25 protein-coding genes and 1 riboswitch are annotated in these 23433 nt (G+C 71.5%); of the genes, 16 read left to right on the top strand and 9 right to left on the bottom strand.

Features of this window, described 5'->3' with window-relative positions; all coding sequences use genetic code 11:
- The first annotated feature begins 22 nt into the window (after positions 1 to 22).
- The gene (locus OG927_RS12315) at positions 23 to 436 is read left to right on the top strand and encodes a hypothetical protein (RefSeq protein WP_241191870.1); all 414 of its coding nucleotides are present in this window, start codon (positions 23 to 25) and stop codon (positions 434 to 436) included.
- Between the two features lie 71 nt (positions 437 to 507).
- Here the strand turns inward: OG927_RS12315 and proP are convergent, their stop codons facing one another.
- The gene (proP, locus tag OG927_RS12310) at positions 508 to 2004 is read right to left on the bottom strand and encodes a glycine betaine/L-proline transporter ProP (RefSeq protein ID WP_056798414.1); all 1497 of its coding nucleotides are present in this window, start codon (positions 2002 to 2004) and stop codon (positions 508 to 510) included.
- A gap of 108 nt (positions 2005 to 2112) precedes the next feature.
- Positions 2113 to 2580, bottom strand: coding sequence for a thioredoxin-dependent thiol peroxidase (gene bcp / locus OG927_RS12305; RefSeq protein ID WP_124282194.1), 468 nt, complete (start codon positions 2578 to 2580; stop codon positions 2113 to 2115).
- A gap of 129 nt (positions 2581 to 2709) precedes the next feature.
- Between bcp and OG927_RS12300 the strand changes: the two genes are divergently transcribed.
- The 3 genes from OG927_RS12300 (at position 2710) to OG927_RS12290 (ending at position 3907) form a co-directional block, all read left to right on the top strand.
- Entirely contained in the window at positions 2710 to 3030 is a 321-nt protein-coding gene (locus tag OG927_RS12300; protein WP_319104154.1) for a DUF3618 domain-containing protein, read from the top strand.
- Between the two features lie 61 nt (positions 3031 to 3091).
- On the top strand, positions 3092 to 3430 hold the full coding sequence (locus tag OG927_RS12295; RefSeq protein ID WP_056798406.1) for a GroES family chaperonin: 339 nt from the start codon (positions 3092 to 3094) through the stop codon (positions 3428 to 3430).
- Positions 3431 to 3484: 54 nt separating this feature from the next.
- A riboswitch (guanidine-III (ykkC-III) riboswitch) is annotated at positions 3485 to 3550 on the top strand.
- Positions 3551 to 3586: 36 nt separating this feature from the next.
- Positions 3587 to 3907 (top strand): DMT family transporter, encoded by a 321-nt coding sequence (locus OG927_RS12290; protein ID WP_056798402.1) that lies wholly within the window; start codon positions 3587 to 3589, stop codon positions 3905 to 3907.
- A 4-nt stretch (positions 3908 to 3911) separates the two neighbouring features.
- On the opposite strand, the gene OG927_RS12285 is transcribed toward OG927_RS12290, so the two are convergent.
- Complete coding sequence (locus tag OG927_RS12285) at positions 3912 to 6362, bottom strand: transglycosylase domain-containing protein (RefSeq protein WP_330320155.1); 2451 nt, start codon at positions 6360 to 6362, stop codon at positions 3912 to 3914.
- Positions 6363 to 6516: 154 nt separating this feature from the next.
- Between OG927_RS12285 and OG927_RS12280 the strand changes: the two genes are divergently transcribed.
- The 4 genes from OG927_RS12280 to OG927_RS12265 are packed head-to-tail and all read left to right on the top strand — an operon-like array spanning position 6517 to position 9896.
- Positions 6517 to 7317: an ABC transporter permease gene (locus tag OG927_RS12280; protein WP_330320154.1), complete on the top strand. Its 801-nt coding sequence runs from the start codon at positions 6517 to 6519 to the stop codon at positions 7315 to 7317.
- Positions 7310 to 8194, top strand: coding sequence for an ABC transporter permease (locus OG927_RS12275; RefSeq protein WP_056798396.1), 885 nt, complete (start codon positions 7310 to 7312; stop codon positions 8192 to 8194). Before OG927_RS12280 ends, OG927_RS12275 begins: the two co-directional genes overlap by 8 nt.
- A gap of 9 nt (positions 8195 to 8203) precedes the next feature.
- Positions 8204 to 9178 carry an ABC transporter ATP-binding protein gene (locus OG927_RS12270; protein ID WP_056798394.1) on the top strand — a complete coding sequence of 325 codons (975 nt, stop codon included), beginning with the start codon at positions 8204 to 8206 and terminating at the stop codon, positions 9176 to 9178.
- Positions 9179 to 9233: 55 nt separating this feature from the next.
- Entirely contained in the window at positions 9234 to 9896 is a 663-nt protein-coding gene (locus OG927_RS12265; RefSeq protein ID WP_056798391.1) for a DUF1707 SHOCT-like domain-containing protein, read from the top strand.
- A gap of 38 nt (positions 9897 to 9934) precedes the next feature.
- Here the strand turns inward: OG927_RS12265 and OG927_RS12260 are convergent, their stop codons facing one another.
- Positions 9935 to 11188, bottom strand: coding sequence for an SGNH/GDSL hydrolase family protein (locus tag OG927_RS12260; protein WP_330320153.1), 1254 nt, complete (start codon positions 11186 to 11188; stop codon positions 9935 to 9937).
- 140 nt (positions 11189 to 11328) lie between these two features.
- On the opposite strand from OG927_RS12260, the gene OG927_RS12255 reads away from it, so the two are divergent.
- Positions 11329 to 12831: a DUF445 domain-containing protein gene (locus OG927_RS12255; RefSeq protein WP_056798384.1), complete on the top strand. Its 1503-nt coding sequence runs from the start codon at positions 11329 to 11331 to the stop codon at positions 12829 to 12831.
- Between the two features lie 312 nt (positions 12832 to 13143).
- On the opposite strand, the gene OG927_RS12250 is transcribed toward OG927_RS12255, so the two are convergent.
- A complete protein-coding gene (locus OG927_RS12250; RefSeq protein ID WP_056798784.1) occupies positions 13144 to 13446 on the bottom strand; it encodes a hypothetical protein in 303 nt (100 codons plus the stop codon).
- Between the two features lie 269 nt (positions 13447 to 13715).
- Between OG927_RS12250 and OG927_RS12245 the strand changes: the two genes are divergently transcribed.
- Positions 13716 to 14246, top strand: coding sequence for a hypothetical protein (locus tag OG927_RS12245; RefSeq protein WP_056798382.1), 531 nt, complete (start codon positions 13716 to 13718; stop codon positions 14244 to 14246).
- Between the two features lie 19 nt (positions 14247 to 14265).
- Here OG927_RS12245 and OG927_RS12240 read toward each other — a convergent pair whose 3' ends face one another.
- Together OG927_RS12240 and OG927_RS12235 are read right to left on the bottom strand one after the other, a co-directional pair.
- A complete protein-coding gene (locus OG927_RS12240; protein ID WP_330320152.1) occupies positions 14266 to 15048 on the bottom strand; it encodes a DeoR/GlpR family DNA-binding transcription regulator in 783 nt (260 codons plus the stop codon).
- Positions 15049 to 15075: 27 nt separating this feature from the next.
- Positions 15076 to 15918, bottom strand: coding sequence for a class II fructose-bisphosphate aldolase (locus tag OG927_RS12235; protein ID WP_319102963.1), 843 nt, complete (start codon positions 15916 to 15918; stop codon positions 15076 to 15078).
- A gap of 254 nt (positions 15919 to 16172) precedes the next feature.
- Here OG927_RS12235 and OG927_RS12230 point away from each other — a divergent pair, with 254 nt between their 5' ends.
- The 3 genes from OG927_RS12230 (at position 16173) to ku (ending at position 19027) form a co-directional block, all read left to right on the top strand.
- Positions 16173 to 17105: an RCC1 domain-containing protein gene (locus tag OG927_RS12230; RefSeq protein WP_056798373.1), complete on the top strand. Its 933-nt coding sequence runs from the start codon at positions 16173 to 16175 to the stop codon at positions 17103 to 17105.
- Between the two features lie 212 nt (positions 17106 to 17317).
- On the top strand, positions 17318 to 17803 hold the full coding sequence (locus OG927_RS12225) for a GNAT family N-acetyltransferase (protein ID WP_056798370.1): 486 nt from the start codon (positions 17318 to 17320) through the stop codon (positions 17801 to 17803).
- 267 nt (positions 17804 to 18070) lie between these two features.
- The gene (gene ku / locus OG927_RS12220) at positions 18071 to 19027 is read left to right on the top strand and encodes a non-homologous end joining protein Ku (protein ID WP_330320151.1); all 957 of its coding nucleotides are present in this window, start codon (positions 18071 to 18073) and stop codon (positions 19025 to 19027) included.
- 6 nt (positions 19028 to 19033) lie between these two features.
- On the opposite strand, the gene ligD is transcribed toward ku, so the two are convergent.
- On the bottom strand, positions 19034 to 19993 hold the full coding sequence (gene ligD, locus OG927_RS12215) for a non-homologous end-joining DNA ligase (RefSeq protein ID WP_124282202.1): 960 nt from the start codon (positions 19991 to 19993) through the stop codon (positions 19034 to 19036).
- Between the two features lie 143 nt (positions 19994 to 20136).
- Between ligD and OG927_RS12210 the strand changes: the two genes are divergently transcribed.
- The 3 genes from OG927_RS12210 to OG927_RS12200 all read left to right on the top strand — a co-directional run bounded on the left by OG927_RS12210 (position 20137) and on the right by OG927_RS12200 (position 22785).
- Positions 20137 to 20487 carry a YciI family protein gene (locus tag OG927_RS12210; protein WP_330320150.1) on the top strand — a complete coding sequence of 117 codons (351 nt, stop codon included), beginning with the start codon at positions 20137 to 20139 and terminating at the stop codon, positions 20485 to 20487.
- A 5-nt stretch (positions 20488 to 20492) separates the two neighbouring features.
- On the top strand, positions 20493 to 21875 hold the full coding sequence (locus tag OG927_RS12205) for an RNA polymerase sigma factor (protein WP_330320149.1): 1383 nt from the start codon (positions 20493 to 20495) through the stop codon (positions 21873 to 21875).
- A gap of 355 nt (positions 21876 to 22230) precedes the next feature.
- Positions 22231 to 22785, top strand: a complete 555-nt coding sequence (locus OG927_RS12200; RefSeq protein ID WP_330320148.1) for a M23 family metallopeptidase — start codon at positions 22231 to 22233, stop codon at positions 22783 to 22785.
- Between the two features lie 35 nt (positions 22786 to 22820).
- Here the strand turns inward: OG927_RS12200 and OG927_RS12195 are convergent, their stop codons facing one another.
- Positions 22821 to 23408: an isochorismatase family protein gene (locus OG927_RS12195; RefSeq protein ID WP_209470431.1), complete on the bottom strand. Its 588-nt coding sequence runs from the start codon at positions 23406 to 23408 to the stop codon at positions 22821 to 22823.
- Positions 23409 to 23433: the final 25 nt, after the last annotated feature.

The following is a 23433-nucleotide window of genomic DNA, read 5'->3' as shown; positions in this document are numbered from 1 at the left end:
CCGACCTGCCCGAGGAATCACCATGGCACCCCGCTTCGAGACAGCCCGCTTCCACTCCGAGTCCGGGCCGGCTTCCCTTTTCACCCGCGTGCGCCACATCCTGCGCGAGCCGGCGCGGCTGAAGGCCCACGGTGCTCACGTGATCGAGCGTCTCCAGCAGCGCAACGCGCCCGTCGAGGAGCTGATGGCGTTCGACCCATATCTTTGGGAGCTGATCTCGGCCGACGTACGCACCGATACCGGCAGGTGGGTCAAGTCGACCTGGCGGGTCCCTGCGGATGGTCGGGACTGGTGGGTGGTGATCGGTCTGGGCAACGTATTGGTCACCGTGATCCAGGTGGATCCTTGGAGACGAGGCAAGGGCGAGCGTGTCATCACAGAGGGACCGCTGTACGCACACGTTGAACATGTCAACCAAAACCTCATGAGCAGCTGAAGGCCGTAGAGGCCGAGGAAGCCTGCCGTCCTGGTACTCCCCGATACAGGCCCCTCGGCGAGGAGTGCGGGTCAGAACTTGGGGTCCGGGGTCTGGGCGTGGACGAGTTCCGCCGCTTCCTCGTCCGTCTCCACCGAGGGCGGGGAGCCGGCCAGGGGCTGGTTCGCGGTCTCCTTCATGCAGGCCACCGCGATCACCCCGACCAGTGCCGCCGCCATCGCGTAGTAGGCCGGCATCAGGTTCGAGCCGGTCCAGCTGATCAGAGCGGTGATCACCAGCGGGGTCGTACCGCCGAAGATCGACGCCGAGAGGTTGTAGCCGACCGACAGGGAGCCGTAGCGGACGTTGGTCGGGAACAGGGCCGGGAGCGCCGCGGACATCGTGCCCAGCAGGCACACCAGCGACAGGCCCAGCATCAGCATGCCGATGGTGATCGCCGGGATGCTGCCCTGGCGGATCAGGAGGAAGGACGGCAGGGAGAGGAAGAGGAAGCCGAGCATGCCGGCCATCAGGAGCGGCTTGCGGCCGAAGCGGTCGGAGAGCTTGCCGAACCGGCTGATGATCAGCATCAGGAACACCATGACGCCGAGCAGGATGAGCAGGCCGTGGGTCTCGCTGTAGCCGAGCTCGTCGGAGAGGTACGTCGGCATGTACGACAGCAGCATGTAGTCGGTGATGTTGTACGCCCCGACCAGCGCGATGCAGAGGATCAGCGTCGGCCAGTACTGACGGAAGATCTTGGCGAGGTCACCCTTGGCGGTGGACTCGACGTGGTCGGCGGCCTCGGTGGCGTGGGCGGTGCCGCCCTCCAGCTTCTGGAACGCGGGCGTCTCGTCGAGGCGCAGTCGCAGGTAGAGGCCGACCAGGCCGAGGGGGCCGGCGACGAGGAACGGGATGCGCCAGCCCCAGGACTCCATCTGGCCGGTGTCCAGGAGGGCGTACAGGGCGGTGACCAGCCCCGCGGCGCCGACGTATCCGGCCAGGGTGCCGAATTCGAGGAAGCTGCCGAAGAAGCCGCGGCGCTTGTCGGGGGCGTACTCGGCGATGAAGGTGGAGGCGCCGCCGTACTCACCGCCCGTGGAGAAGCCCTGGAGCATGCGGAAGAGGATCAGCAGCGCGGGGGCCCATACGCCGATCGTGCCGTGCGAGGGGATGAGTCCGATCGCGAAGGTGCCGACCGCCATGAGGATCATGGTGAGGGCGAGGACCTTCTTACGGCCGATCTTGTCGCCCATGGGGCCGAAGAACATTCCCCCGAGCGGACGTACGAGGAAGGCCACGGCGAAGGTCGCGAAGGAGGAGAGGAGCTGGGTCGTGTCGTTCCCCGACGGGAAGAAGACGTGCCCGATGGTGACGGCGAGGTAGGAGTAGATGCCGAAGTCGAACCACTCCATGGCGTTACCGAGGGACGCCGCCTTCACCGCGCGCTTGACCGCCTGGTCGTCGGTGACCGTGATGTCGGTCCGCCGGAGCCGGGGGTTGCGCCGCTTCCGCACGGCGCGGAAGAGCGCGGGGTGACGTTTGACCGCTGCCGGGTCGGCCGCCTGGTGGGGGTCGGAGGCCGCCATGGCCGGTTCCTTTCCTCGGGGGGTGTTCCAGGAAAGGCTTCTGCGCGGTCATGGCGGTTGCAAACCGAATCCGTGCGCGATTGCGATTACGCTCACAGGTCGTTCACGTCAGATGCCGAGGTCCTTGATGATCTTGGCTACATGACCGGTCGCCTTGACGTTGTAGAGAGCCCGTTCCACCTTGCCCTCTTCGTCGACGACGATCGTGGACCGGATGACGCCTGTCACCACTTTGCCGTAGAGCTTCTTCTCGCCATACGCGCCGTACGCCTCCAGGGTCTCCTTGGAGGGGTCGCCGACCAGGGTGACCTTGAGGTCCTCCTTCTCGCGGAACTTCGCGAGCTTCTCCGGCTTGTCGGGGGACACACCGATGACGTCGTACCCCGCGCCGGCGAGGAGTTCCAGGTTGTCGGTGAAGTCGCAGGCCTGCTTGGTGCAGCCGGGGGTAAGTGCGGCGGGGTAGAAGTAGACGATGACCTTGCGGCCCTTGTGGTCCGCGAGCGAGATGTCGTTGCCGTCGGCATCCGGAAGGGTGAAGGCGGGGGCGGTGTCGCCGGTCTGGAGTCGCTCGCTCATGTTTCTCCTCGAGTGGCACGCGGGGTATGTGGGACCGAGCGTAATAGGGGGTGCCGCCGGGTGTACGGGCGGCCGAGCTGACAGACTGTCGATGAAGGTTTACCCGACGACGACCACGGAGGCGGCGCAGTGTCGGATACCAGGACCCCTGCGCAGATCGAGGCGGACATCATCAGCAGGCGTCAGCAGCTTGCGGTGGTACTGGACGAGATCGGGGTGCGGGTGCACCCGAAGACGATCATTGGTGACGCGAAGGCCAAGGTGGCGTCGACGGTGGACCGGACGGCGGGGCGTGCGTACGTCGCGGTGAACCGGTCGGTGTCGGACGTGAAGGCGCAGTTCGTGTCCGAGGACGGTTCGCCCAGGCTGGAGCGGGTGATCCCGGCTGCGCTGCTGGTGGCGGGCGCGGTCGCCCTGCTCACGGTGTCGACGCGGCGGAAGAAGCGCTAGACGGCGGATCCCGGGGTGCCCGGGGACGTGCGGAGCGGTACGGGCAGGTAGGTTGCGGGGCGTGAGCAACGACACCGACGACAAGCTGCCCATCCGGATGCTGCACGACCGTGTGCTGGTCCGGTCCGATTCGCCCGAGGGCGAGCGGCGTTCGGGCGGCGGGATCCTGATTCCGGCGACGGCCGCGGTCGGCCGGCGCCTCGCGTGGGCCGAGGTGGTCGCGGTCGGTCAGAACGTGCGGACCGTGGAGCCGGGTGACCGGGTGCTGTACGACCCGGAGGACCGCGCGGAGGTCGAGGTGCGGGGCGTGGCGTACGTCCTGATGCGGGAGCGGGATCTGCACGCGGTGGCCGCGGACCGCTTCGAGGGGTCGGTGGACTCGACCGGGCTGTACCTGTAGGCGGATGTGGCGTGAGTGGGCCTGGTGACCATGGTCACCAGGCCTTTCGCTGTTTTTTTGCTACGGTGGTGCGACCCCGACGAGACGCGCCGTACCGGGTTTCCGCAAAGACGACGCACCCGTGTTGTTCGCGTGTTTCGTCGTGGAGGTGCCGTCGTGGCGTGGGTTCTGTTGATCGTGGCCGGTCTGCTGGAAGTGGGCTGGTCGATCGGGATGAAGTACACCGAGGGGTTCACGCGGCTGTGGCCGAGTGTGTTCACCGGGCTGGGGATCGTGGCCAGCATGGTGCTGCTGTCGCACGCGGCGAAGACCCTGCCGATCGGTACGGCGTACGGGGTGTGGGTCGGGATCGGTGCGGCGGGTGCGGCGGTGCTGGGCATGGTGGTGCTGAACGAGCCGGTCACGGCTGCCCGCATCTTCTTCGTCTGCCTGCTGCTGGTCGCGGTGGTGGGGCTGAAGGCGACCTCCGGCCACTGACGGGTCAGCGGCCGGGGCCGCGGGCGCCCTCGATGAAGCCGCCGTCCTCGAAGCGGTCGCGCCAGGACGCGTTCTCCCCGGGTGCGTTCTCGAAGCGGTCCCGCCCGGGTGCGCCCGGGGCGGCGGGTTCGGGCGCCCTGCCGACGGGATCACTCGGGGGTGTGCGGCCCGGGGCCGGGGTGTCCACGGGCTCGGTGCGGCGGCCGGGGGACTTGGACGCGGGCTCGGTGCGGCGCCCGGGGGCCTTGGACGAGCGGGAGGCGGCGTTGTCGGCCCCTTCCGCGTCCTCCTCGACGGGCTGTCCGCTTTCCCGGGGGGCGCCGCTCTCCTCGGTCTCCTCGTCGGGGTCGGGTTCTTCCGGGCCTTCCTCGGCTTCCAGTTCGAAGTCCCGCGCCTCGCTGGATTCGAGTGCGGCGGCGGTGTAGGCGGCCCACGTCCGGGCGGGCGGGCCGCCGCCGTTCATGCGGGCCAGGCCGAGGGCTCCGTACAGGGGTTTCTGGACACCCGTGTCGGGGTCCTGGCCCATGACGGCGATGACGGTGGCGAGGTCGGGGGTGTAGCCGGCGAACCAGGCGGCCTTGTCCTCCTCGGCGGTGCCCGTCTTGCCGGCGGCCGGCCTTCCGGCGCCCTGTGCCGCCGTACCGGTGCCGCCGTCGACGACGCTCCGCAGGACGGAGGTGGTGGTGTCGGCGGCTTCGCGGCTGATGGCGCGCCGTGTGGTGCGGGCGGGCAGCCGCAGGGCGGTGCCGTTCTTGCTGACCTCGGTGACGAGGGTGTAGGCCCGTTGCCTGCCGTGGTCGGCCAGGGTGGCGTAGGCGGCGGCCATGTCGACGACGCTCGCGGTGGCGGGGCCGAGGGCGATGGAGGGGGACGGGGTGAGGTCGGGTGTCGTCCGGGGGATGCCGAGGGCGATGGCGGTGTCCCTGACCTCGGTGGGACCGACGTCCTGGGCCATCTGCGCGTAGACGGCGTTGACGGACTTGTCGGTGGCCTCGCGGACGGTGAGGGAACCGTAGTCGACGTCGTCCTCGTTCGCCGGGGCGTAGCCGGTGGAGCCGGCGGAGCTCTGGACGGTGCGTTCGTTGGTGCCGTCGTAGCGGGTGTTGGGGGTGATGGCCCGGTCGTCCTGGGTGGTGGATCCGTTGGCGACGGCTGCGGCGAGGACGAACGGCTTGAAGGTGGAGCCGACCTGGTAGTCACGTCGGGTCGCGTTGTTGACGTACTGCTTGGTGTAGTCGACGCCGCCGTACATGGCGACGACGTGTCCGTCGGAGGGGTCGATGGAGGCGCCGCCGACGCGGACGTTGCGATCGGCCTCGCGGTCGTCGCTGATCTCGGACAGGACGTTGTCCTCGACGGCTTCGACGAGGGCGTTCTGCTTCTTCTTCTGGAGGGTGGTGGTGATGCGGTAGCCGCCGGTGGCGAGGGTCTTCTCGTCGACGATCCCGTGGCCGGTGACGTAGTCCTCGACGGCCTGGACGAGGTAGCCGCGCTGGCCGGAGAGTGCGGTGGCGGGCTTGACCGGGCCGGGGAGGGGGAAGGTCATGGCGGCGCGGTCGGTGGCGCCGAGCCAGTCCTCCTTGACCATGCCGTCGAGCACGTAGGCCCAGCGGGCGAGGACCGCGTCCCTGTTCCCGGGGTGGGCGACGACGTCGTAGGCGCTGGGTGCGTTCAGGAGCGAGGCGAGGTAGGCGCCTTCGGCGGTGCCGAGGTCTTCGACGTTCTTGCCGTAGTACGCGTGGGAGGCGGCCTGGATGCCGTAGGAGTTGCGGCCGAAGTAGCTGGTGTTGAGGTATCCCTCGAGGATCTCGTCCTTGCTCTGTTCGCGGCCGAGCTTGATCGAGATGAAGAACTCCTTGGCCTTGCGGACGACGGTCTGTTCCTGGCCGAGGTAGTAGTTCTTGACGTACTGCTGGGTGATGGTCGAGCCGCCCTGGCGGCCCTTGCCGGTGAGGGTGTTCCAGCCGGCCCGGGTCATGGCCTTGATGTCGATGGCGGGTTCGGAGTAGAAGTCCCTGTCCTCGGCGGCGAGTACGGCGCGCTGGACGGTGCGGGGGATGCGGTGGAGCGGGATGTTCTCCCGGTTGATCTCGCCGTCGCGCGCGATGACACTGCCGTCCGCGTAGAGGTAGACGTTGGACTGGGCGGTCGCGCTGGCGTTGGCGGCGGGGATGCCGACGAGCTGGTAACCGGCGAGGAACCCGCCGCCGAGGAGCAGGGCGAGGAGGAGGACGCCGCCGAGGGTCATGCGCCAGGTGGGGATCGCCCGGCGCCAACCGGTGCGGCGGGGCCTCTTGGTGCGCTTCGTGCGCCCCTTGGGCTCGTGTGCGCCGTCCGAGGGCTGAGGGTTCGGGGTGGTCGCCGCGGCCGTGGGATCCCGTGGCGGCCAGCCGCCGTGACCCTTCTGACCTGGCTCTCCGTGGTCTCCGCCGGGCTGCGGTGGCTCGTGGCTCATGGCTGTGGAGGCTCCTCGGCTGCGGACAGTTATCCCATAGTGCACTTTTATGAGTGATAACCCCCGGATCCTCCGCGAATAAAGGGTCGCGGCGGCCGTCCGCCCTGGACTAGGGTCGTGCGCTTTGGTCCGATGAGCGGCGAGAGGGGGCGCGGTGCGGCTCTACGCGGTGGTGGCGGCCGGTGGATTCCGGCGGCACGCCACGTACCGGATGGCGACGGCGGCGGGTGTGTTCACCAACACCGTCTTCGGCTTCATCATGGCGTACACCTATATGGCCCTGTGGGACGCGCGTCCGCAGCTCGGCGGCTACGACGCGTCCCAGGCGCTGACGTACGTGTGGCTCGGGCAGGCGCTGCTGATGACCTGTGCGCTGATGGGCGGCGGCTTCGAGGACGAGCTGATGGAACGGATCCGGACCGGGGACATCGCGGTGGACCTGTACCGGCCGGCCGATCTCCAGCTGTGGTGGCTGGCGGGGGACCTGGGCCGGGCCGCGTTCCACCTGCTGGGGCGCGGGATCGTTCCCATGCTGCTGGGGGCGCTGGCGTTCGACCTGGCGCTCCCGGCGTCGCCGTGGACGTGGCTGGCCTTCCTGGTGTCGGTGGCGCTGGGTGTCGTGGTCAGTTTCGCGGTGCGCTTCCTGGTGTCCCTGTCGGCGTTCTGGCTGATGGACGGGGCGGGTGCGATGCAGATCGCCTGGCTGGCGGGGCTGTTCTTCTCGGGGATGCTGCTGCCGCTGAACCTGTTCCCCGGGACGCTGGGCGAGGTGGCCCGCGCCCTGCCGTGGTCCTCGCTGCTGCAGGTGCCGGCCGATGTGTTCCTCGGCAGGAGTACGGGGTGGGGCCTGGTGCAGGCGTACGCCTTCCAGGCGGGCTGGGCGGTGACGCTGCTGCTCGCGGGGCGGCTGCTGCAGTCGGTGGCGACCAGGAGGGTGGTGGTCCAGGGTGGCTGAGGTCCAGGCCGAGAAGGTGGCCGCGGCGGAACCGGCACTGCGGCCGGAGATCGCGTTCGGGGACCGGCCGCGGCTGGTGGAGGGGGTCCGGGCCTACGGGCTGATCGTGGCGATGTGGCTGCGCTCGACCCTGGCGTACCGCGCGTCGTTCGTGATGACCACGCTCGGGAACTTCGCGGCGACGGCGCTCGACTTCGTCGCGATCATGCTGATGTTCACGCACGTCGACGCGCTGGGCGGCTACGCGCTGCCGGAGGTCGCGCTGCTGTACGGGGCGTCGGCCACGGCGTTCGGGCTGTCCGACCTGGTGATGGGGTCGATGGACCGGCTGGGGCGGCGGGTGCGTGACGGGACGTTCGACACGCTGCTGGTGCGGCCCGTTCCGGTGCTGGCGCAGGTGGCCGCGGACCGGTTCGCGCTGCGCAGGCTGGGCCGGATCACGCAGGGGCTGCTGGTCCTCGGCTACGCGCTGGTGACGCTCGACATCGCGTGGACGCCGCTGAAGGTGCTGATGCTGCCGCTGATGGTGCTGAGCGGGGCGGCGATCTTCGGGGCGGTGTTCGTGGCGGGGGCGGCGTTCCAGTTCTTCGCTCAGGACGCCGCGGAGGTGCAGAGCTCCTTCACGTACGGGGGGACGACGCTGCTCCAGTACCCGCCGTCGATCTTCGCGAAGGACCTGGTGCGCGGGGTGACGTTCGTGGTGCCGCTGGCGTTCGTGAGCTGGCTGCCCGCGCTGTACGTGCTGGGCCGGGACTATCCGTTGGGGCTGCCGGAGTGGGTGGCGTTCATGCCGCCGCTGGTGGCGGGGCTGTGCTGGGTGCTTGCGGGGCTGGCCTGGCGGGCGGGGCTGCGGGCGTACCGCAGCACGGGAAGCTGAGGAGTGGGCATGGACATGGACTTCATCGAGCTCGACGGCGTCGAGAAGGTCTTCGACGTACGCCGCAAGGCGGGCTTCCTCCGCCGGGAGCGGCACGAGGTGCGTGCGGTGGACGGCATCAGTTTCCGTGTGCCGCGCGGCGAGATGGTCGGCTACATCGGCCCGAACGGGGCGGGCAAGTCGACGACGATCAAGATGCTGACGGGGATCCTCACCCCGAGCGGCGGCCGGCTGCGGGTCGCGGGCATCGACCCGTCGCGGGAGCGTACGAAGCTGGCGCACCGGATCGGTGTGGTGTTCGGGCAGCGCACGACGCTGTGGTGGGACCTGCCGCTGCGCGACTCGTACCGGCTGATGCACCGGATGTACCGGATCCCGGACCGCCGCTACCGGGAGAACCTGGACCGCTGCGTGGAACTCCTGGACCTGGGCGAGCTGTTGGACGTGCCGGTCCGGCAGCTGTCGCTGGGGCAGCGGATGCGGGGCGACATCGCGGCGGCGCTGCTGCACGATCCGGAGGTGCTGTACCTGGACGAGCCGACGATCGGGCTGGACGTGGTCTCGAAGGCCAAGGTGCGTGGCTTCCTGCGGGACTTGAACGCGGAGCGGTCCACGACGGTGCTGCTGACCACGCACGATCTGACCGACATCGAGCAGCTGTGCAAGCGGGTGATGGTGATCGACCACGGCCGTCTGGTGTACGACGGCGACCTGGCGGGACTGCACGAGGTGGGGGAGAGCGAGCGCATGCTGGTGGTCGATCTGGAGCGGGAGCTCCCGCCGATCGAGCTGGCGTCGGAGCCTTCGGCGCGGGTGGTGAAGGTGGAGGGGCCCCGGCAGTGGCTGGCGTTTCCGGCAGCGGCGTCCGCGGCTCCGCTGGTGGCGCGTATCGCGGCGGACTATCCGCTGGTGGACCTGTCGTTGCGGGAGCCCGACATCGAGGCCGTGATCGCGAAGATGTACGTGTCGGATTCGCGGCTCTAGGCCCGTCTTCGGGTTGATCTATAGGCTGCGCGGTATGACAAGTGAACGTCCGGACATGCGCGCCTCCGATGCGGAACGCGAGCGGATCGCCGAGACCCTGCGGGATGCCGTGGCCGAAGGGCGGTTGCAGATGGACGAGTTCGAGCAGCGGCTCGACGCGGCGTACAAGGCGCGTACGCACGGCGAGTTGGTCCCGCTGGTGAGTGATCTCCCGGTGCCCGGCACAGCGGCTGCCGCGTTGCCGGTGACGTCCGGAGGTCCGTCCGCGGAGGCGGACTGGCCGCGGCGGATCGGCGGTCCCGCCACCTCGACGTGGGGTGTCGCCTTCTGGGGCGGGTTCGGCCGCAAGGGGCGCTGGACGGTGGGGCGGGTGTTCACCGCGTTCGCGATGTGGGGCGGCGGTGAGATCGACCTGCGCGAGGCGGACTTCGAGGACCGCGATGTCGTCATCCGGTGCATCGCGATCATGGGCGGGCTCCAGGTGAGGGTCCCGCCGAACGTGCACCTCCAGGTCAACGGCATCGGGATCATGGGCGGTTTCGACGAGCAGACGAAGGACGCCGACTACGGCGATCCGGCTCCGGGCGCTCCGCGGGTGCGGGTGACCGGGTTCGCCCTGATGGGCGGGGTCGGCGTGGACCGCAAGTGGAGCAAGGCGCAGCGCCAGCGCCTCAAGGAGGCGGAGCGGCGGCGCCTGGAGAAGCCCGACGGCTTCTGAGGACCGTTCCCCGGAGATGACCTCCGGGGAAGGCGCGGTCAGAACGTGTCGGACGTGGGTGCCTCGGTCACCCCGGCGGTGTCGACGAGCCGGCCCAGGGTCCGGTAGCCGGTGTCGTTGAAGTGCAGGTGGTCGCCCGAGTCGTAGGCGGGCAGGATGCGGTTGGGGGCGTAGGGGTCGCGCACGGCCCGGTCGAAGTCGACGAAGTCGTCGAAGACCCTCCCGGAGCGGATCCGCTCGTTGACCGCGAGGCGTACGGCGTTGCGCTCGGGTGTCCAGGTGGCGAAGCCCTCGAACGGCGTCAGCGTGGCCCCGACGACCCGCAGCCCGCGCGCGTGGGCGCGTTCCGTGAGGGAGCGGAGTCCGTCCACGATGCGTTGCGCGTCCGGCTCCTGCGGCGTCTGCTGCACGTCGTTGATGCCGAGCGCGATGATCACGGTCCTCGCTCCGGCGACGTCGAGCACGTCGCGCTCGAAGCGGTGGATGCCGGCCGGGCCGCCGCGGCCGTTCCTGCCGTCCGGGCTGTCGCGCAGGAGGCGGTTGCCCGCGATGCCCTGGTTGGCGATCCCGTAGCGGTGGTCCAGCCGGTCGGAGAGGACGTCCGGCCAGCGGCTGTTGGCGTCGGTGGTGGAGCCGCTGCCCGCCGTGAGGGAGTCGCCGATCACGACGACGGCACCCGGTGAGGTGTCGTTGCGGACGTCGACGGCGGTCAGGTAGCGCCATGTGGTGGTGCGCCAGGTGCCGTCCGTGTCGGCCAGGTAGGACGTCTGGTGGGCGTAGGGGTGGTGGGTGACGGGCCCTCCGGCGTGCGGGGTGCGCAGGGTGACGACGAGGTCGGCGTCGGGGGCGACGGGGACGGTCACCGGGTCGCTGACGATCTGCGTGCCCGCGGCGACGGTGACGGCCGGCAGCCCGCGGAAGGTCACCGGGCGGGTGTTGACGGTCGCCTGCTCCACGACGAGAGGGGTCGCGCCGAAGAGGTTGGACAGGGTGATGCGGGCCGCGTCACCGCCGACGCTGGTGTGCACGGTGTTGCGGATGGTGCGCCCGGGGAAGCCGTGCGCGGTGTCCGGTTCACCGCTGACGGGCGCGCCGGTCCAGGTGACGACCCAGGTGCCGGTGGAGTTGGCCGGTGCGGCGGGGTTGCGTGCCGCCGCCTGCGCTCCCGGTCCGGCGGCGGGCGTCCGGCGCTCGGCGGCGACCAGCGACGTGCCGAACGCGATGGCGGCGGCGAGTGCGGCGGTGCCCGCGACGAGAGCGATGAGCAGGGCATACCCCTGGCGCCTGGGCATGTGCGGTGTTTCTCCTTGCGGTGTTCGGGCTGGTCTCATGATGCGACAGGCCCCGGGGAACTAGACGTGCGGCCCGGGAGTAGGTGAGGTAGGGACAATGCGTACGGCACGGGTGAGGCGTACGCGGACGGGTGGAGCGGATGGAACAGGACGCGGGGCAGGGAACGGAGCCCGGAGCCGGCGGCGGTGGGCCCGGCAGGCTCGGGCCGGCACCGGAGGACGGGTCCGGCGGTGAGCCGGGGGCGCGCTCCACGGCGCCGACGCGCGAGGACGCGACCGGGCCGGGGGGCGCCGGGACGGCCCCGGCGGGCGGGAGCGCGATCCCGGGCGGCACCAGGGGCGGCGGGTCCGGGCGACAGGCCGCGGCGCCGCCGCTCGCCGTGTTCGCGTACACCGCCGCCGACGAGGAGAAGCAGCGCGGTGTGCGCCGCATGAAGGCCACCGCCACGGGTCTGCTCCTGTTCGTCGCGCTCGTGTACGTGCTCGCCACCTGGGCGAAGAATTCGGGTGTGAGCGGCTGGCCGGGCTACGTCGCAGCGGCTGCCGAGGCGGGAATGGTCGGTGCGCTGGCGGACTGGTTCGCCGTCACGGCGCTCTTCCGGCGCCCGCTCGGCCTGCCCATCCCCCACACCGCCATCATCCCCACCAAGAAGGACCAGCTCGGGGAGTCACTTGGTTCCTTCGTGGGCGAGAACTTTCTCTCCGGAGACGTCGTTCGTGACCGAATTCACGCTCTGGGCGTCGGTGCGCGGCTCGGCGCGTGGCTGGCCGAGCCCGAGCACGCAGACCGGGTCACCGCCGAGCTGGCCACCGCGCTGCGCGGTGCGCTGACGGTGCTGCGGGACTCCGACGTCCAGGCGGTGGTCGGCGAGGCGATCACCCGGCGGGCCGACGCGGCGGAGGTCGGTCCCGGCATAGGGAAGATGCTGGAGAAGATCGTCTCGGACGGCGGCCACCGCAGGGTCGTCGACCTCGTCTGCGTACGGGCGCACGACTGGCTCGTCGAGCACGGCGAGTCCGTGATGGACGCGGTGCAGGGCGGGGCGCCGGGCTGGACGCCGCGGTTCGTCGACAAGCGGGTGGGGGAGCGGGTCTACAAGGAACTGCTGCGCTTCGTCACGGAGATGCGCGACATGCCGGGCCATCCGGCGCGCGGTTCGATCGACACGTTCCTGACGGACTTCGCCGCCGACCTCCAGACGGACTCTGACACCCGGGCGCGGGTGGAGCGGCTGAAGTCGGAGATCCTGGGGCGCGGCGAGGTCCAGGACGTCATCGCCTCGGCGTGGTCCTCCGTCCGCACGATGATCATCGCGGCGGCCGAGGACGAGCGGAGCGAACTGCGGCTGCGGGCCCGGGCCTCGCTCATGTCGCTGGGCGCCAGGCTGGCGACGGACGAGAGGCTGCAGGCCAAGCTGGAGGGCTGGCTGGAGGACGCGGCGGTGTACGTCGTGACGACGTACCGCACGGAGATCACGTCGCTGATCAGCGACACGGTCGCCGGCTGGGACGCGCACCAGACGTCGAAGAAGATCGAGGCGAACATCGGCAGGGACCTGCAGTTCATCCGGATCAACGGCACGGTGGTCGGTGCGCTGGCGGGCCTGGTGATCTATTCGGTCTCGCACGCGCTGGGCGCGTAGCGGCGCTCGCGGGGCGTGCGGTGTTCGGTACCGCTGTGCGGGGGCGCCTCCGGAGGCGCGGTGCGGACCGGTGGGTGGGGACGGCTCGGGGGCTTCCGGTTTCCGCCCGGTTTCCGCGTACCGGTGAGCGGGACGGCTTAGGGAGGAGGCGTTCCGAGTCGCGTGCGGGTCCGTGGGGGAAAGGCTCCGGGGGCGCACCCGTCCTGTCGTACGGGCACGCCCCCGGGTCACGCGGGGGAGTTGCTGTTCAGTACGCACCCCGCGGCGCCCGTGTTCAATCCCCGGGCACGAACTTTCTCTTCCGGTGCGGCGTCAGGCGCCGCGACGCGTGACCGCCCACGAGGCCGCCGCCACACCGCCGGCCACGGCGAACACCGCGGGCCAGGCGCCGACCTTCTTGGCGAGCGGGTGGGATCCGGCGAACGCGGCGACGTAGGCGACGCTCAGCCCCACGGCCGCCCGGGTCCCGGCCTGCCGGTTCCACCCGTACGCGGCCACTGATCCGGCGGCGGCCAGCGCGACCCCGCCCAGGGGGCGCTTCCCCGTCCACCGGGCGAGTCCGTACCCGCCGACGAGCCCGCTCGCCGCCACCGCCGCTGCCGGAACCTTCGCCATCGCCGCCACCTTCGCTTCCGTCGTCTTCTTCGTGCGGGTCGAGGTCTCCGAGGCTAACGCGCGGGCGTTCCGCGGTGTGCGGCCGGTGCCGCGGCCGCCGGCACGGCGCCGGTCACCCCGTCGGCCGGGGCGCCCCACCCGTGGTCTCCACGGCGACGGCCGCCGGCTCCTCGCGGAGGTCTGTGCGGTCCCGCACCCGCGGGAGTCCCGTCACAGACCGACCGACCGGTAGCGATAGGGTCTGGGCCAGAACAACAGAGGGGGGCCTCATGCTGATCCGTTCCGGCCTGCGTGCCGCGATACCGGCCGCGCTTCTCGCGGCGTGCCTGGCGGGCTGCACGGCAGACACCGGCGGGGACCTCGGCGGTGACGTCCCGTCCGTGGATCCGTCCGCGGCCATCGCGTCGGAGGCGGCGGCCCAGAAGGCGCCCCGGATGCCCGCACCCCCGCCGACGCCCACGCTCATCATCCAGGACGACCCGAACGCGCCGGAGCTGGTCCGCGACGCCTTCGCGGGGCTCCAGGCGACCTACCAGGACGGCTGTACCCCCAAGGGTGCGAACTGCGCCTACTTCCTGGGCCGGGTCAACGACGAACTGAGCCGTGTGGACAGGGCGATGAAGGCGGACAAGAAGGGCCCCGGCCACTTCGAGGAGCCGATCGCCTGGATGGGCACGCTAAGGGCGGCGCTGGACGGCGATGCCTCCACCCCGAACCTGGAGAAGCACCGCACCGAGCTGATCGGTACCCGGGACCGCGTCAACACCTGGATGCAGGGCCACCCGGACGACTACCGCTGACGCGGGGCGCCCGCAGACGTCAGACGCGCAGGACGTCGATCCCGAGGGCGGTGAACTCCTCGACGATGTCCTCGGGGGCCTCCTTGTCGGTGACCAGGATCGACACGGCTGCCGTCTCGCACACCTGGGCGAAGGCCCGGCGCCCGAGCTTGGACGAGTCGGCCACCACGATCACGGTGCCGGCGCACTCGGCGAGCGCCCGGTTGGCACCGGCCTCCGACTCGTCGTGGGTGGCGGCACCGAAGCGGGGGTGCACGGCGTCCACGCCGAGGATCGTGTAGTCGAGCGCGAGGGTCCGCAGGACGGTGTCGACGAGGGGGCCGACGAGCTCGTACGAGTTCGGACGGGCGACCCCGCCGGTGACGACGATCTTGATCTGGGGGCGGACCGCGAGCTCGTTGGCGATGTTGATCGCGTTGGTCACGACGGTCAGCGCGATCCCTCCTCCGCCCGTCGGCTCCGGCCGTACGGCCAGTTCCCTGGCCACCTCCGAGGTCGTCGTACCGCCGTTGATGCCCACGGTCGAGCCCGAGGGGATCAGCTGGGCCGCGGCCCTGGCGATGCGCTGCTTCTCGTCGGCCTTCCGGGCCGCCTTGTAGCGCAGCGGCAGGTCGTAGGCGACGGTGCTCACGACCGCGCCGCCCCGGGTCCGGGTCAGCAGGTTCTGCCGGGCCAGCTCGTCCAGGTCGCGGCGGACCGTGGCGGCGGAACAGCCGAGCTGTTCGGCGGCGTCGAGCACGTCGAGGTGCCCCTGGTCGCCGAGGATCTCCAGCAGCCGGGTCCATCGTGTGTGTGCCGCCACCTGTGCCTCCTTGTTCGCCGCCGAACCCTATCGCGAAGGGCGGGACAGGACGCCCAGCAGGCGCGTGACCTCGGCCGCGACGGCGGCGCGGGCCGGACCGAGGTACCTGCGGGGGTCGGCGGCCTCGGTGTGGGAGTCCAGGTAGTCGCGTACGGCCCGGGTGAACAGCTTGTTCAGGTGGGTGGAGATGTTCACCTTCGTCATCCCCGCACCGACGGCCCTGGCCAGGCCGGAGTCCCCGACACCTGACGAACCGTGCAGGACCAGCGGGACGCCCACCGCGTCGCGCAGCCGGGCGATCAGGGCGAAGTCGAGGACCGCGTCCCGCGTGAGCATCGCGTGCGAGCTGCCCACGGCCACCGCGAGGGCGTCGACGGCCGTGGCACCGACGAACGCGCGGGCCTCCTCGGGGTCGGTCCGCACTCCCGGCGCGTGCGCCCCGTCCTTGCCGCCGACCTCGCCGAGCTCCGCCTCCACCCAGACGTCCCGGCTGTGGCAGTACGACGTGATCGCGAGCGTCGCCGCGACGTTCTCGTCGTACGGGAGCGTGGACGCGTCGAACATGACGGACGTGAAGCCGAGTCCGACGGCCTCGTGCACCAGGTCGGCCGACTCGGCGTGGTCGAGATGGACGGCCACCGGGACGTCCGCCGCCCGTGCGAGGGCGAGCGAGGCGAGTCCGATCGGTTCGAGGGAGCCGTGGTAGCGGGCGGTGTTCTCGCTGATCTGCAGGATCACGGGCAGCCCGGCCGCCTCCGCCCCGCTGACGATCGCCTGTGCGTGTTCGATCTGCACGACGTTGAAGGCCCCGACACCCGTCGCGTGGGTACGGGCGGCGAGTGCGATGTCCCCGGTGGATATGAGCGGCATGGCGTCCTTCGCAGGTGCATGAATCCTGGTGGATGGTGCTCGAAGTTGCTCATTTATAGCTTGTTTGAATCAGATTGGAAAATAGCGGCGTCGCCCTCCGTGCGGACCGGAGCTGTGCCGTACGCGGCGACGGATGCGCTCTCCGCCCTCTCTCGCGGCGCGGAGTGGCCGATTAACTCCCTCTGGGCGCAGGCCCGGTGGACTTGAATGAGGTGCAGACACGGGATCCACGACGACCTTGCGAGGGTTGATCCATGCCGAACGGAATCGTCCGACGCCGCCGTTTCGGAGCGGCGTTCGTGATGAGCGGCCTCCTGTCCGTACTGCCGGCCGCTCCCGCGATGGCGGCCGAATCGTCAGCCGCTCCGGCGGCGGGCTCGGTCGTCGCCTGGGGCGGGTACAACGACTGGGGCGAGGCCACGGTCCCGGCCGAGGCGCAGTCGGGCGTCGACGCGATCGCGGGCGGCTACCACCACGGTCTGGCGCTCAAGGACGGCCGGGTGCTGGGCTGGGGCACGAACCTCGACGGGCAGTTGACGATGCCCGCCGGGACCCTGGCGGGCGTGGACGCGATCGCGGCCGGGAACAGCCACAGCCTCGCGCTCAAGGACGGCGAGGTCATCGCCTGGGGCAGTGACGAGTACGGCCAGTCGACCGTGCCCGCCGAGGCCCGGTCCGGTGTGGACGCGATCGCGGCCGGTGCCTGGGTGAGCCTGGCGCTCAAGGACGGGAAGGTCATCGCGTTCGGTTCGCACAACCCGGCCCAGTCGACCGTCCCCGCCGAAGCCCTTTCGGGGGTCACCGAGTTGGCGGGGGGCGTCTACACCGCGCTCGCCGTGAAGGACGGCCGGGCCCTCGCCTGGGGCAGCGACTACTTCGGTGCGACCACGGTTCCCGCAGCGGCGCAGTCGGGCGTGGACGACGTCGCCGCGGGCATCTTCCACAGCCTCGCGCTCAAGGACGGGGAGGTCATCGCCTGGGGCGACAACCGCCAGGGGCAGACCACCGTGCCGGCCGACGCCCGGTCCGGCGTGACGGCGATCTCCGCGGGCGAGTGGTACAGCCTGGCCCTGAAGAACGGCAAGGTCATCGCCTGGGGCAGCGGACGCACGGCCCCGACGACGGTGCAGTCGGGCGTCACCGCCATCGAGGGCGGACCGAACACGGCTTACGCCCTGAAGGGGTGAGAGGGGCTTCCGGGGAAGCTCCCGCGGCCGGCCCCGCTCCCCGCGAGCGGGGCCGGCCATGCCCACGGAATCGCGGTGGGCCGTTCTCGGCAGGCACCGCACGCAGGGGCGTGCGGGGGATGACCGACAGGCCGGGATCCCCTGCGGGCAAGTGACGGGCCGCAGGGAGGTATCCGGTGGCCGGGCCTCCCCGGCGCCCGTACCGTGCCCGGATGACGACGGCAACGGCCTCGCTCCGGCTGGAGAAGGTCACCCCCGAGAACGTGCTCGCAGCGTGCCGCCTGACGGTGGCCCCCGAGCAGGAGCGCTTCGTCGCCCCGGTCGCCCGGTCCTTGGCCGAGGCGTACGTACAGCCCGAGACCGCCTGGCCGAGGCTGGTGTTCGAAGGCGACCGGATGGTGGGCTTCGTGATGGCCTTCTTCGACGTGCGGTTCGACCCGGCGGACCCGGACGACCGGCCCCGCTCCGGACTCTGGCGGCTGGCGGTCGCCGCCGGTGAGCAGGGCCGGGGGTACGGGCGCTTCGCGGTGGACGCCGTGTGCGAGGAGATCCTCCGGCGCGGTCAGCGGCGTGCCACCGTGACCTGGCTGCCGGGGGAGCACGGACCCGAGGAGTTCTATCTGCGCCTCGGTTTCCGCAGGACGGGCGAGATGAGCGAGGACGAGGTCGTCGGGGAGCTCGATCTGCCGCGGGGGTGAGCGGCCGCGGTGCGGGAGACCGGATGCGGAATGGGCATCCGGTGCGGAGACCTGACGCCGGGTGCGGGCATCCGGTGCCGGAGACCTGCCGCGCCGGGGTGCGTGGTGCGGGTGCCCGTGATCCACATGCGGTCCCGGGTTCCGGGCGCGAGGATCGGGAGTACGGGCGGTGGCCCGGCGGCGCCTCGACCCTCTCGGGTCGGTTCTCCCTTCCGGGCGCGTCGGTCCACCTCCCGGCCAGCCGTCAGGGGGGCCTGGAGGTACTGGATGCCGCGGCCCCTGTGGACCGGAGCGATCAGCTTCGGGCTGGTCACCATTCCGATCAAGGTGGTGTCCGCCACCGAGAACCACTCGATCTCCTTCCACCAGTACCACCTCGAGGACATGGGCCGGATCCGTACCCGCAAGGTCTGCGAACTCGACGGCGAGGTGCTCTCGCAGGAGGAGATCGGCAAGGGGTACGAGATCGGCAAGGACCGGACCGTGCCCGTCACGGACGAGGAGCTGGACCGGATGCCGCTGCCGACGGCGAAGGCGATCGAGATCGTCGCGTTCGTCGACGCGGACACGGTCGACCCCGTACGGATCAGCGACAGCTACTACCTCGCGGTCGACGGCCAGGTCGCGGCGAAGCCGTACACCCTCCTGCGCCGGGCGCTGGAGCGCAGTGACAAGGTCGCCGTCGCGAAGTTCGCCTGGCACAACCGGGAGCGGCTCGGTCTGCTGCGGGTGCGGGACGACGCGATCGTGCTGCACGCCATGCGCTGGCCGGACGAGATCCGCAGCCCCGAGTCCCTGGCCCCCCGGGACGTCGAGCTGGACGAGGACGAGATCGAGCGGGCCGTCCAGCTCACCGACACCATGGCCCTCGACGGCATCTCCGGCTTCCGGGACCGTTACCGAGAGGCCCTGGAGGAGCTCATCGCCGCCAAGTCCGAGGGCAAGGAGGTGCCGGAGCCGCGCGAGGGCGAGGAGCAGGAGTCGGGGAAGGTCATGGACCTGATGGCCGCACTGAACGCCTCGGTGAAGGCGGCGCGCGAGACGCGCGGCGAGGCGGCGGACGACGAGCACGCGACCGTGCACGAGATGAAGTCCGGCACCCGCAAGGGGGCCGCGAAGAAGTCGGCTGCCGGGAAGAAGGCGGCCGGGAGGACGGCGAAGGCGACGAGCACCGCACGCAAGCCGGCGAAGAAGGCGGCGGCGAGGAAGCGGACGGCCTCCTGACGGGCCTCAGGGGAGGTCGTCCGGAGCCAGGTCGGGGCGCAGCCGGTGCCAGGAGGGATGCCGCAGCCTCCCCGCTCTCGTCCGGGTCGCGTACCGGACCTCGCCGACCAGCCGCGGCAGGACCCACCGCGCACCCGCGACCGGGGGGACCTCGTCGAAGGGGCACGCGTCGACCGCGGCGACCGTGAGCAGCCCGGCGAGCCTGGTCCGCTCCGCGTCACTCCACCCCGTGCCGACGCTGCCCGCGTACCGCAGACCGCCCGCGTGCCGCTCCCCGACCAGCAGCGCCCCCGGCAGGCCGCCCAGTCGCCCGCGGCCGGGCACCCAGCCGCCGACGACCACGTCCGCGGTGCGGACATGGCGGATCTTGATCCACGTACGGGACCGGACCCCCGGCTCGTACACGGAGGTCAGCCGCTTCGCGACCACGCCCTCAAGACCGGCTTCCCGTGTCATGTCCAGGGCCTGAGCGCCGTGCCCGACGACGGCCGCGGGCGTCGACCAGTGCGGCCCGGCCGGCGCGAGCGCCTCCAGGGCGGCCCGCCGCTCCGCGTACGGCAGGGGCACGAGGTCCCTGCCGTGCAGGAACACGGCGTCGAACAGGACGAGATGGGCGGGGACCCGCTCCGCCATGCGCGCGGCCTTCGCCGGCGATCCGTAGAGGCCCATCCGGGACTGCAACCGCTCGAAATCGCTGCGCCCCCGGCTGTCCAGCGCGACGATCTCACCGTCCAGCACGGCCCGCACCCCGCCGAGCGCGGCCCCGAGCGCGGCGAGATCCGGGTAGGCCGCCGTGATGTCGGTCCCCGACCTGGCCCGCAGTTCCACCGAGCCGTCACCCGGCAGGTAGACCATGGCCCGCTGACCGTCCTGCTTCACCTCGAACGCCCACCGGTCGTCGGTGGCCGCGGGCGGCAGGGCACCGGGCGTCGCGAGTATCGGGGCGATCCGGGGCAGAGTGGCCATGGCGGAACCCTCTCAGCAGCCGCACGAAGAGGCCGGGACAAAGAATCTTCGAAGCGCGTGTCGATATGCGCCTCGCCCGTACGTCGTCATGGTGTGCGCGGGAAACGCGTACGGGAACGACAGAACCAGACAGGAGCCGGACCATGAAGTACATGCTGTTGATCCACAGTGGAGCGACCGACGAGAGCGGCGGCGCGGCCGAGTGCACGGTCGAGGACTGGATGAGCTACGACAAGGAGATCAAGGACGCCGGGATCCTGGTCTCCGGGGAGTCGCTCGCCGACCTCGTCACCGCGACGACGGTACGGGTCGGGCCCGCCGGGGACCGGACCGTGACGGACGGGCCGTTCGCCGAGACCCGCGAGGTGCTGGGCGGCTTCCTCGTCATCGACGTACCGGATCTCGACGTCGCCCTCGACTGGGCGGCCCGGTGTCCCGGTGCGCGCGGCAGCGGCGCGGTCGTGGTGCGGCCGGTCGCCGACTTCGGGGCCTGACGGCGATGGACGAGGGAACCGGCGCCGCCCGGGACGGGAGCCCCGGGGCGTCCGCCGTGTCGTCCGTCGCCTCCGTCTTCCGCGAGGAGCACGGCCGGCTGCTGGCCTCCCTCGTCCGCCGTTACGGCGACCTGGACCTCGCCGAGGAGGTCACCTCCGAGGCCATCGAGGCGGCCCTGGTGCACTGGCCGGTCGACGGCGTACCGGCCAGGCCGGGCGCCTGGCTGCTGACGACGGCCCGGCGCAAGGCCGTCGACCGGCTGCGCCGCGACCAGGTGTACGCCGCCCGGCTGGCCGTCCTCCAGGTCGAGGCCGAACGGGCCGCGCCCGCCCCGCCCGCCGACACGGACGGCGGCCTCCCCGACGAGCGGCTGCAGCTCTTCTTCACCTGCGCCCACCCGGCGCTGGGGCCCGAGGACCGCAGCGCGCTCACCCTGCGCTGCCTCGCCGGCCTGACCACCCCCGAGGTCGCGCGGGCCTTCCTCGTCCCGCCCGCGACGATGGCGCAGCGGATCGTGCGGGCGAAGAAGAAGATCCGTGAGGCCCGCATCCCGTTCCGCGTACCCGGCGCCGACGAGCTCCCGGACCGCCTCCCGGGGGTCCTCCAGGTCCTCTACTCGATCTTCACCGAGGGGTACGCCGCCAGCTCGGGTCCGCACCTGCAGCGGACCGGACCGGCGGAGGAGGCCATCCGGCTGGCCCGGATCCTGCGGGCCCTGCTGCCCGCCGAACGCGAGACGGCCGGGCTGCTCGCCCTGATGCTGCTGGTCCACGCCCGGCGCGATGCGCGGACCGGGCCCGACGGTGCGATCGTGCTGCTCGACGATCAGGACCGGGGCCGCTGGGACCACACGATGATCGAGGAGGGCGCCCGGCTGGTGGTCACCGCGCTGGAGGGCGGCCCGCCCGGCCCGTACGGGGTGCAGGCCGCCATCGCCGCCCTGCACGACGAGGCCGACTCGCTCGCGACCACCGACTGGCCGCAGATCGTTGCGCTCTACGACGTGCTGCGGGCGCTGGCCCCGTCCCCGGTCGTCGCCCTCAACAGGGCGGTGGCCGTCGCGATGCGGGACGGCCCGGAGGCCGGGCTCGCCCTCCTCGACGACCTGGCGGGCGAGCCCCGGCTGCGCGCCTACCACCCGTACGCGATCGCCCGGGCCGATCTGCTGCACCGCCTCGGCCGCCGGGCCGAGGCGGCGGTGGCGTACCGGAAGGCGCTGAGTCTGGCGGGCACAGAACCCGAACGCGCCCACGCGAGGGGGAGGTTGGCCGAGTCGGAGTCGGAGTCGGAGTCGGAGTCGGCACGCGGGCCCGTGGCGGAGCCGCCGCCACCCGGGCCCTCACCCGAGCCCGGCCCGCCACCCGGGCCCGAGTCCCGCGGGAGGTGACCTCCGCTCTCCCCGCGCTCTCGCGACGCTCTTGCCCCGGCCCTCCTCCCCGCGAGGGCCCTCGCGCCTCCCGGCCGGACTTTCCGGAGGGCGGGTCCCGTGCCCTGTGCGGTGCCGCTGAAGGCGGTCGGTGCTCTGCCTGGCCCTTTGCCCCGTCTCGGCGTCCCCGGCCCCGCCGGCCTGCGCCCATGCAGATGACCGGCGCATCCCAGGAGCCAGTGGTCGAGACCAATCGCGGCTCCCTTTCACCCTTCTCCGAGCCTTGCGTGGCAGGCCGTGCGGGCCAATCCTTGCAACTCCTCCGCCCCGGCCGGACGCGGAGCCGAGTCCTGCGGGAACGCGAACGGAGACGCACATGGGTGGAGCGAGGACGGTTCTGCGTCGCATCGCCACAGGGGCGAGTGCGCTGCTGACAGCGGTGGGCATCACGATGACGGGGGCGTCCACGGCCGCGGCCGTGGACTACTACTACGAGATGCCGTACCCGGCGGGGGAGGCCTACACGGTCACCCAGGGGCCGGAGGGGACGTACTCGCACACCGGCCCCTACAACGAGTACGCGTGGGACCTCGGGCTCCCCGCCAACTACGAGGTGTCCGCGGCGCAGGCGGGCACCATCGTCATCTCGGACTGGTCGCCCTACCCGGGGAACGGTATCGAGGTGATCATCAGGCACTCGAACGGCCAGTGCACCCACTACGCCCACCTGAACAAGGCGATCTACAACACCGGCGACCGGGTCCCGCAGGGCCGGGTCGTCGGCTGGTCGGGCAGTACGGGCAACTCCACCGCTCCGCACCTGCACTTCCAGGTGATCGACTGCAACAGCCGCGTGGGACTGCCCGCCACTCTGCAGGGCTGGACGCCGTACACCGGGACGCGCCCCGTCAGCGTGAACACGTACGCCTGATCCAGCGGCCCGCACCGCTCCCGACCGGCCCCTGGTCAGTGGGCCGCTCGGGTGCCGGGGGCCGTGAACGTGACGTCGGCCGCCCGGGCGGTGACGTCGGCGTCCCTGCTGAGGGGCCATGCGGCGACCCGGGAGACGACAGCGGCCGGCACCGCCTCGCTGATCCCGGGCTCCGCCGGTATGTCGTGCGTCGCGTGGGCGTCGTACGGCAGGACGACCCGGTACCCCAGCGCCAGCGCCGTACGTGCCGTGGCCTGGACGCACATCTCGGACATCAGGCCGCAGACGGCGAGCGAGCGGACGCCCGCGCTGCTCAACAGGCCGCCCAGCGTGGTCTCTTCGAAGCCGTCGTCGTGGGTCTTGCGGATGACGGTCTCCGACGGGCCGGCCTGGACCGGGTGGTGGAGCTCCCAGCCGGGCGTGTGGGGCGCGTCGCCCGCGCCGGCGGGTCCGTCGTTCTGGATGTGGACGACGATCGCTCCGCCCGTGCGCGCCCGTGCGATCAGGTCCGTCGTCCGGTCCAGCAGCCGGGCGGCGTCGGGCAGTGCCCCCGCGCCGGTGACGGACGCCGCCTGGACGTCCACAACGATCAGTGCCTCTACGGGACTTGAACGATTTCTCATGCCGTCATCATGACCGCTGACCTCC

The organism is Streptomyces clavifer (genome assembly GCF_036345975.1).
In the GTDB taxonomy this organism is placed as follows: domain Bacteria; phylum Actinomycetota; class Actinomycetes; order Streptomycetales; family Streptomycetaceae; genus Streptomyces; species Streptomyces clavifer.
Note: the sequence above shows the minus strand (reverse complement) of the source record. Positions and strands in the feature narration are given on the sequence as shown.

Bases quoted from the DNA above. Each gene is read 5' to 3' on its own strand.
- OG927_RS12235 (WP_319102963.1), bottom strand. From the start codon at position 15,918: ATGCCGCTCATATCCACCGGGGACATCGCACTCGCCGCCCGTACCCAC.
- OG927_RS12315 (WP_241191870.1), top strand. From the start codon at position 23: ATGGCACCCCGCTTCGAGACAGCCCGCTTCCACTCCGAGTCCGGGCCG.
- OG927_RS12195 (WP_209470431.1), bottom strand. From the start codon at position 23,408: ATGAGAAATCGTTCAAGTCCCGTAGAGGCACTGATCGTTGTGGACGTC.
- OG927_RS12210 (WP_330320150.1), top strand. From the start codon at position 20,137: ATGAAGTACATGCTGTTGATCCACAGTGGAGCGACCGACGAGAGCGGC.
- OG927_RS12205 (WP_330320149.1), top strand. From the start codon at position 20,493: ATGGACGAGGGAACCGGCGCCGCCCGGGACGGGAGCCCCGGGGCGTCC.
- OG927_RS12230 (WP_056798373.1), top strand. From the start codon at position 16,173: ATGCCGAACGGAATCGTCCGACGCCGCCGTTTCGGAGCGGCGTTCGTG.
- OG927_RS12260 (WP_330320153.1), bottom strand. From the start codon at position 11,188: ATGCCCAGGCGCCAGGGGTATGCCCTGCTCATCGCTCTCGTCGCGGGC.
- OG927_RS12225 (WP_056798370.1), top strand. From the start codon at position 17,318: ATGACGACGGCAACGGCCTCGCTCCGGCTGGAGAAGGTCACCCCCGAG.
- OG927_RS12245 (WP_056798382.1), top strand. From the start codon at position 13,716: ATGCTGATCCGTTCCGGCCTGCGTGCCGCGATACCGGCCGCGCTTCTC.
- OG927_RS12270 (WP_056798394.1), top strand. From the start codon at position 8,204: ATGGACATGGACTTCATCGAGCTCGACGGCGTCGAGAAGGTCTTCGAC.
- OG927_RS12255 (WP_056798384.1), top strand. From the start codon at position 11,329: ATGGAACAGGACGCGGGGCAGGGAACGGAGCCCGGAGCCGGCGGCGGT.
- ligD (WP_124282202.1), bottom strand. From the start codon at position 19,993: ATGGCCACTCTGCCCCGGATCGCCCCGATACTCGCGACGCCCGGTGCC.
- bcp (WP_124282194.1), bottom strand. From the start codon at position 2,580: ATGAGCGAGCGACTCCAGACCGGCGACACCGCCCCCGCCTTCACCCTT.
- OG927_RS12285 (WP_330320155.1), bottom strand. From the start codon at position 6,362: ATGAGCCACGAGCCACCGCAGCCCGGCGGAGACCACGGAGAGCCAGGT.
- proP (WP_056798414.1), bottom strand. From the start codon at position 2,004: ATGGCGGCCTCCGACCCCCACCAGGCGGCCGACCCGGCAGCGGTCAAA.
- OG927_RS12250 (WP_056798784.1), bottom strand. From the start codon at position 13,446: ATGGCGAAGGTTCCGGCAGCGGCGGTGGCGGCGAGCGGGCTCGTCGGC.
- OG927_RS12265 (WP_056798391.1), top strand. From the start codon at position 9,234: ATGCGCGCCTCCGATGCGGAACGCGAGCGGATCGCCGAGACCCTGCGG.
- OG927_RS12200 (WP_330320148.1), top strand. From the start codon at position 22,231: ATGGGTGGAGCGAGGACGGTTCTGCGTCGCATCGCCACAGGGGCGAGT.
- ku (WP_330320151.1), top strand. From the start codon at position 18,071: ATGCCGCGGCCCCTGTGGACCGGAGCGATCAGCTTCGGGCTGGTCACC.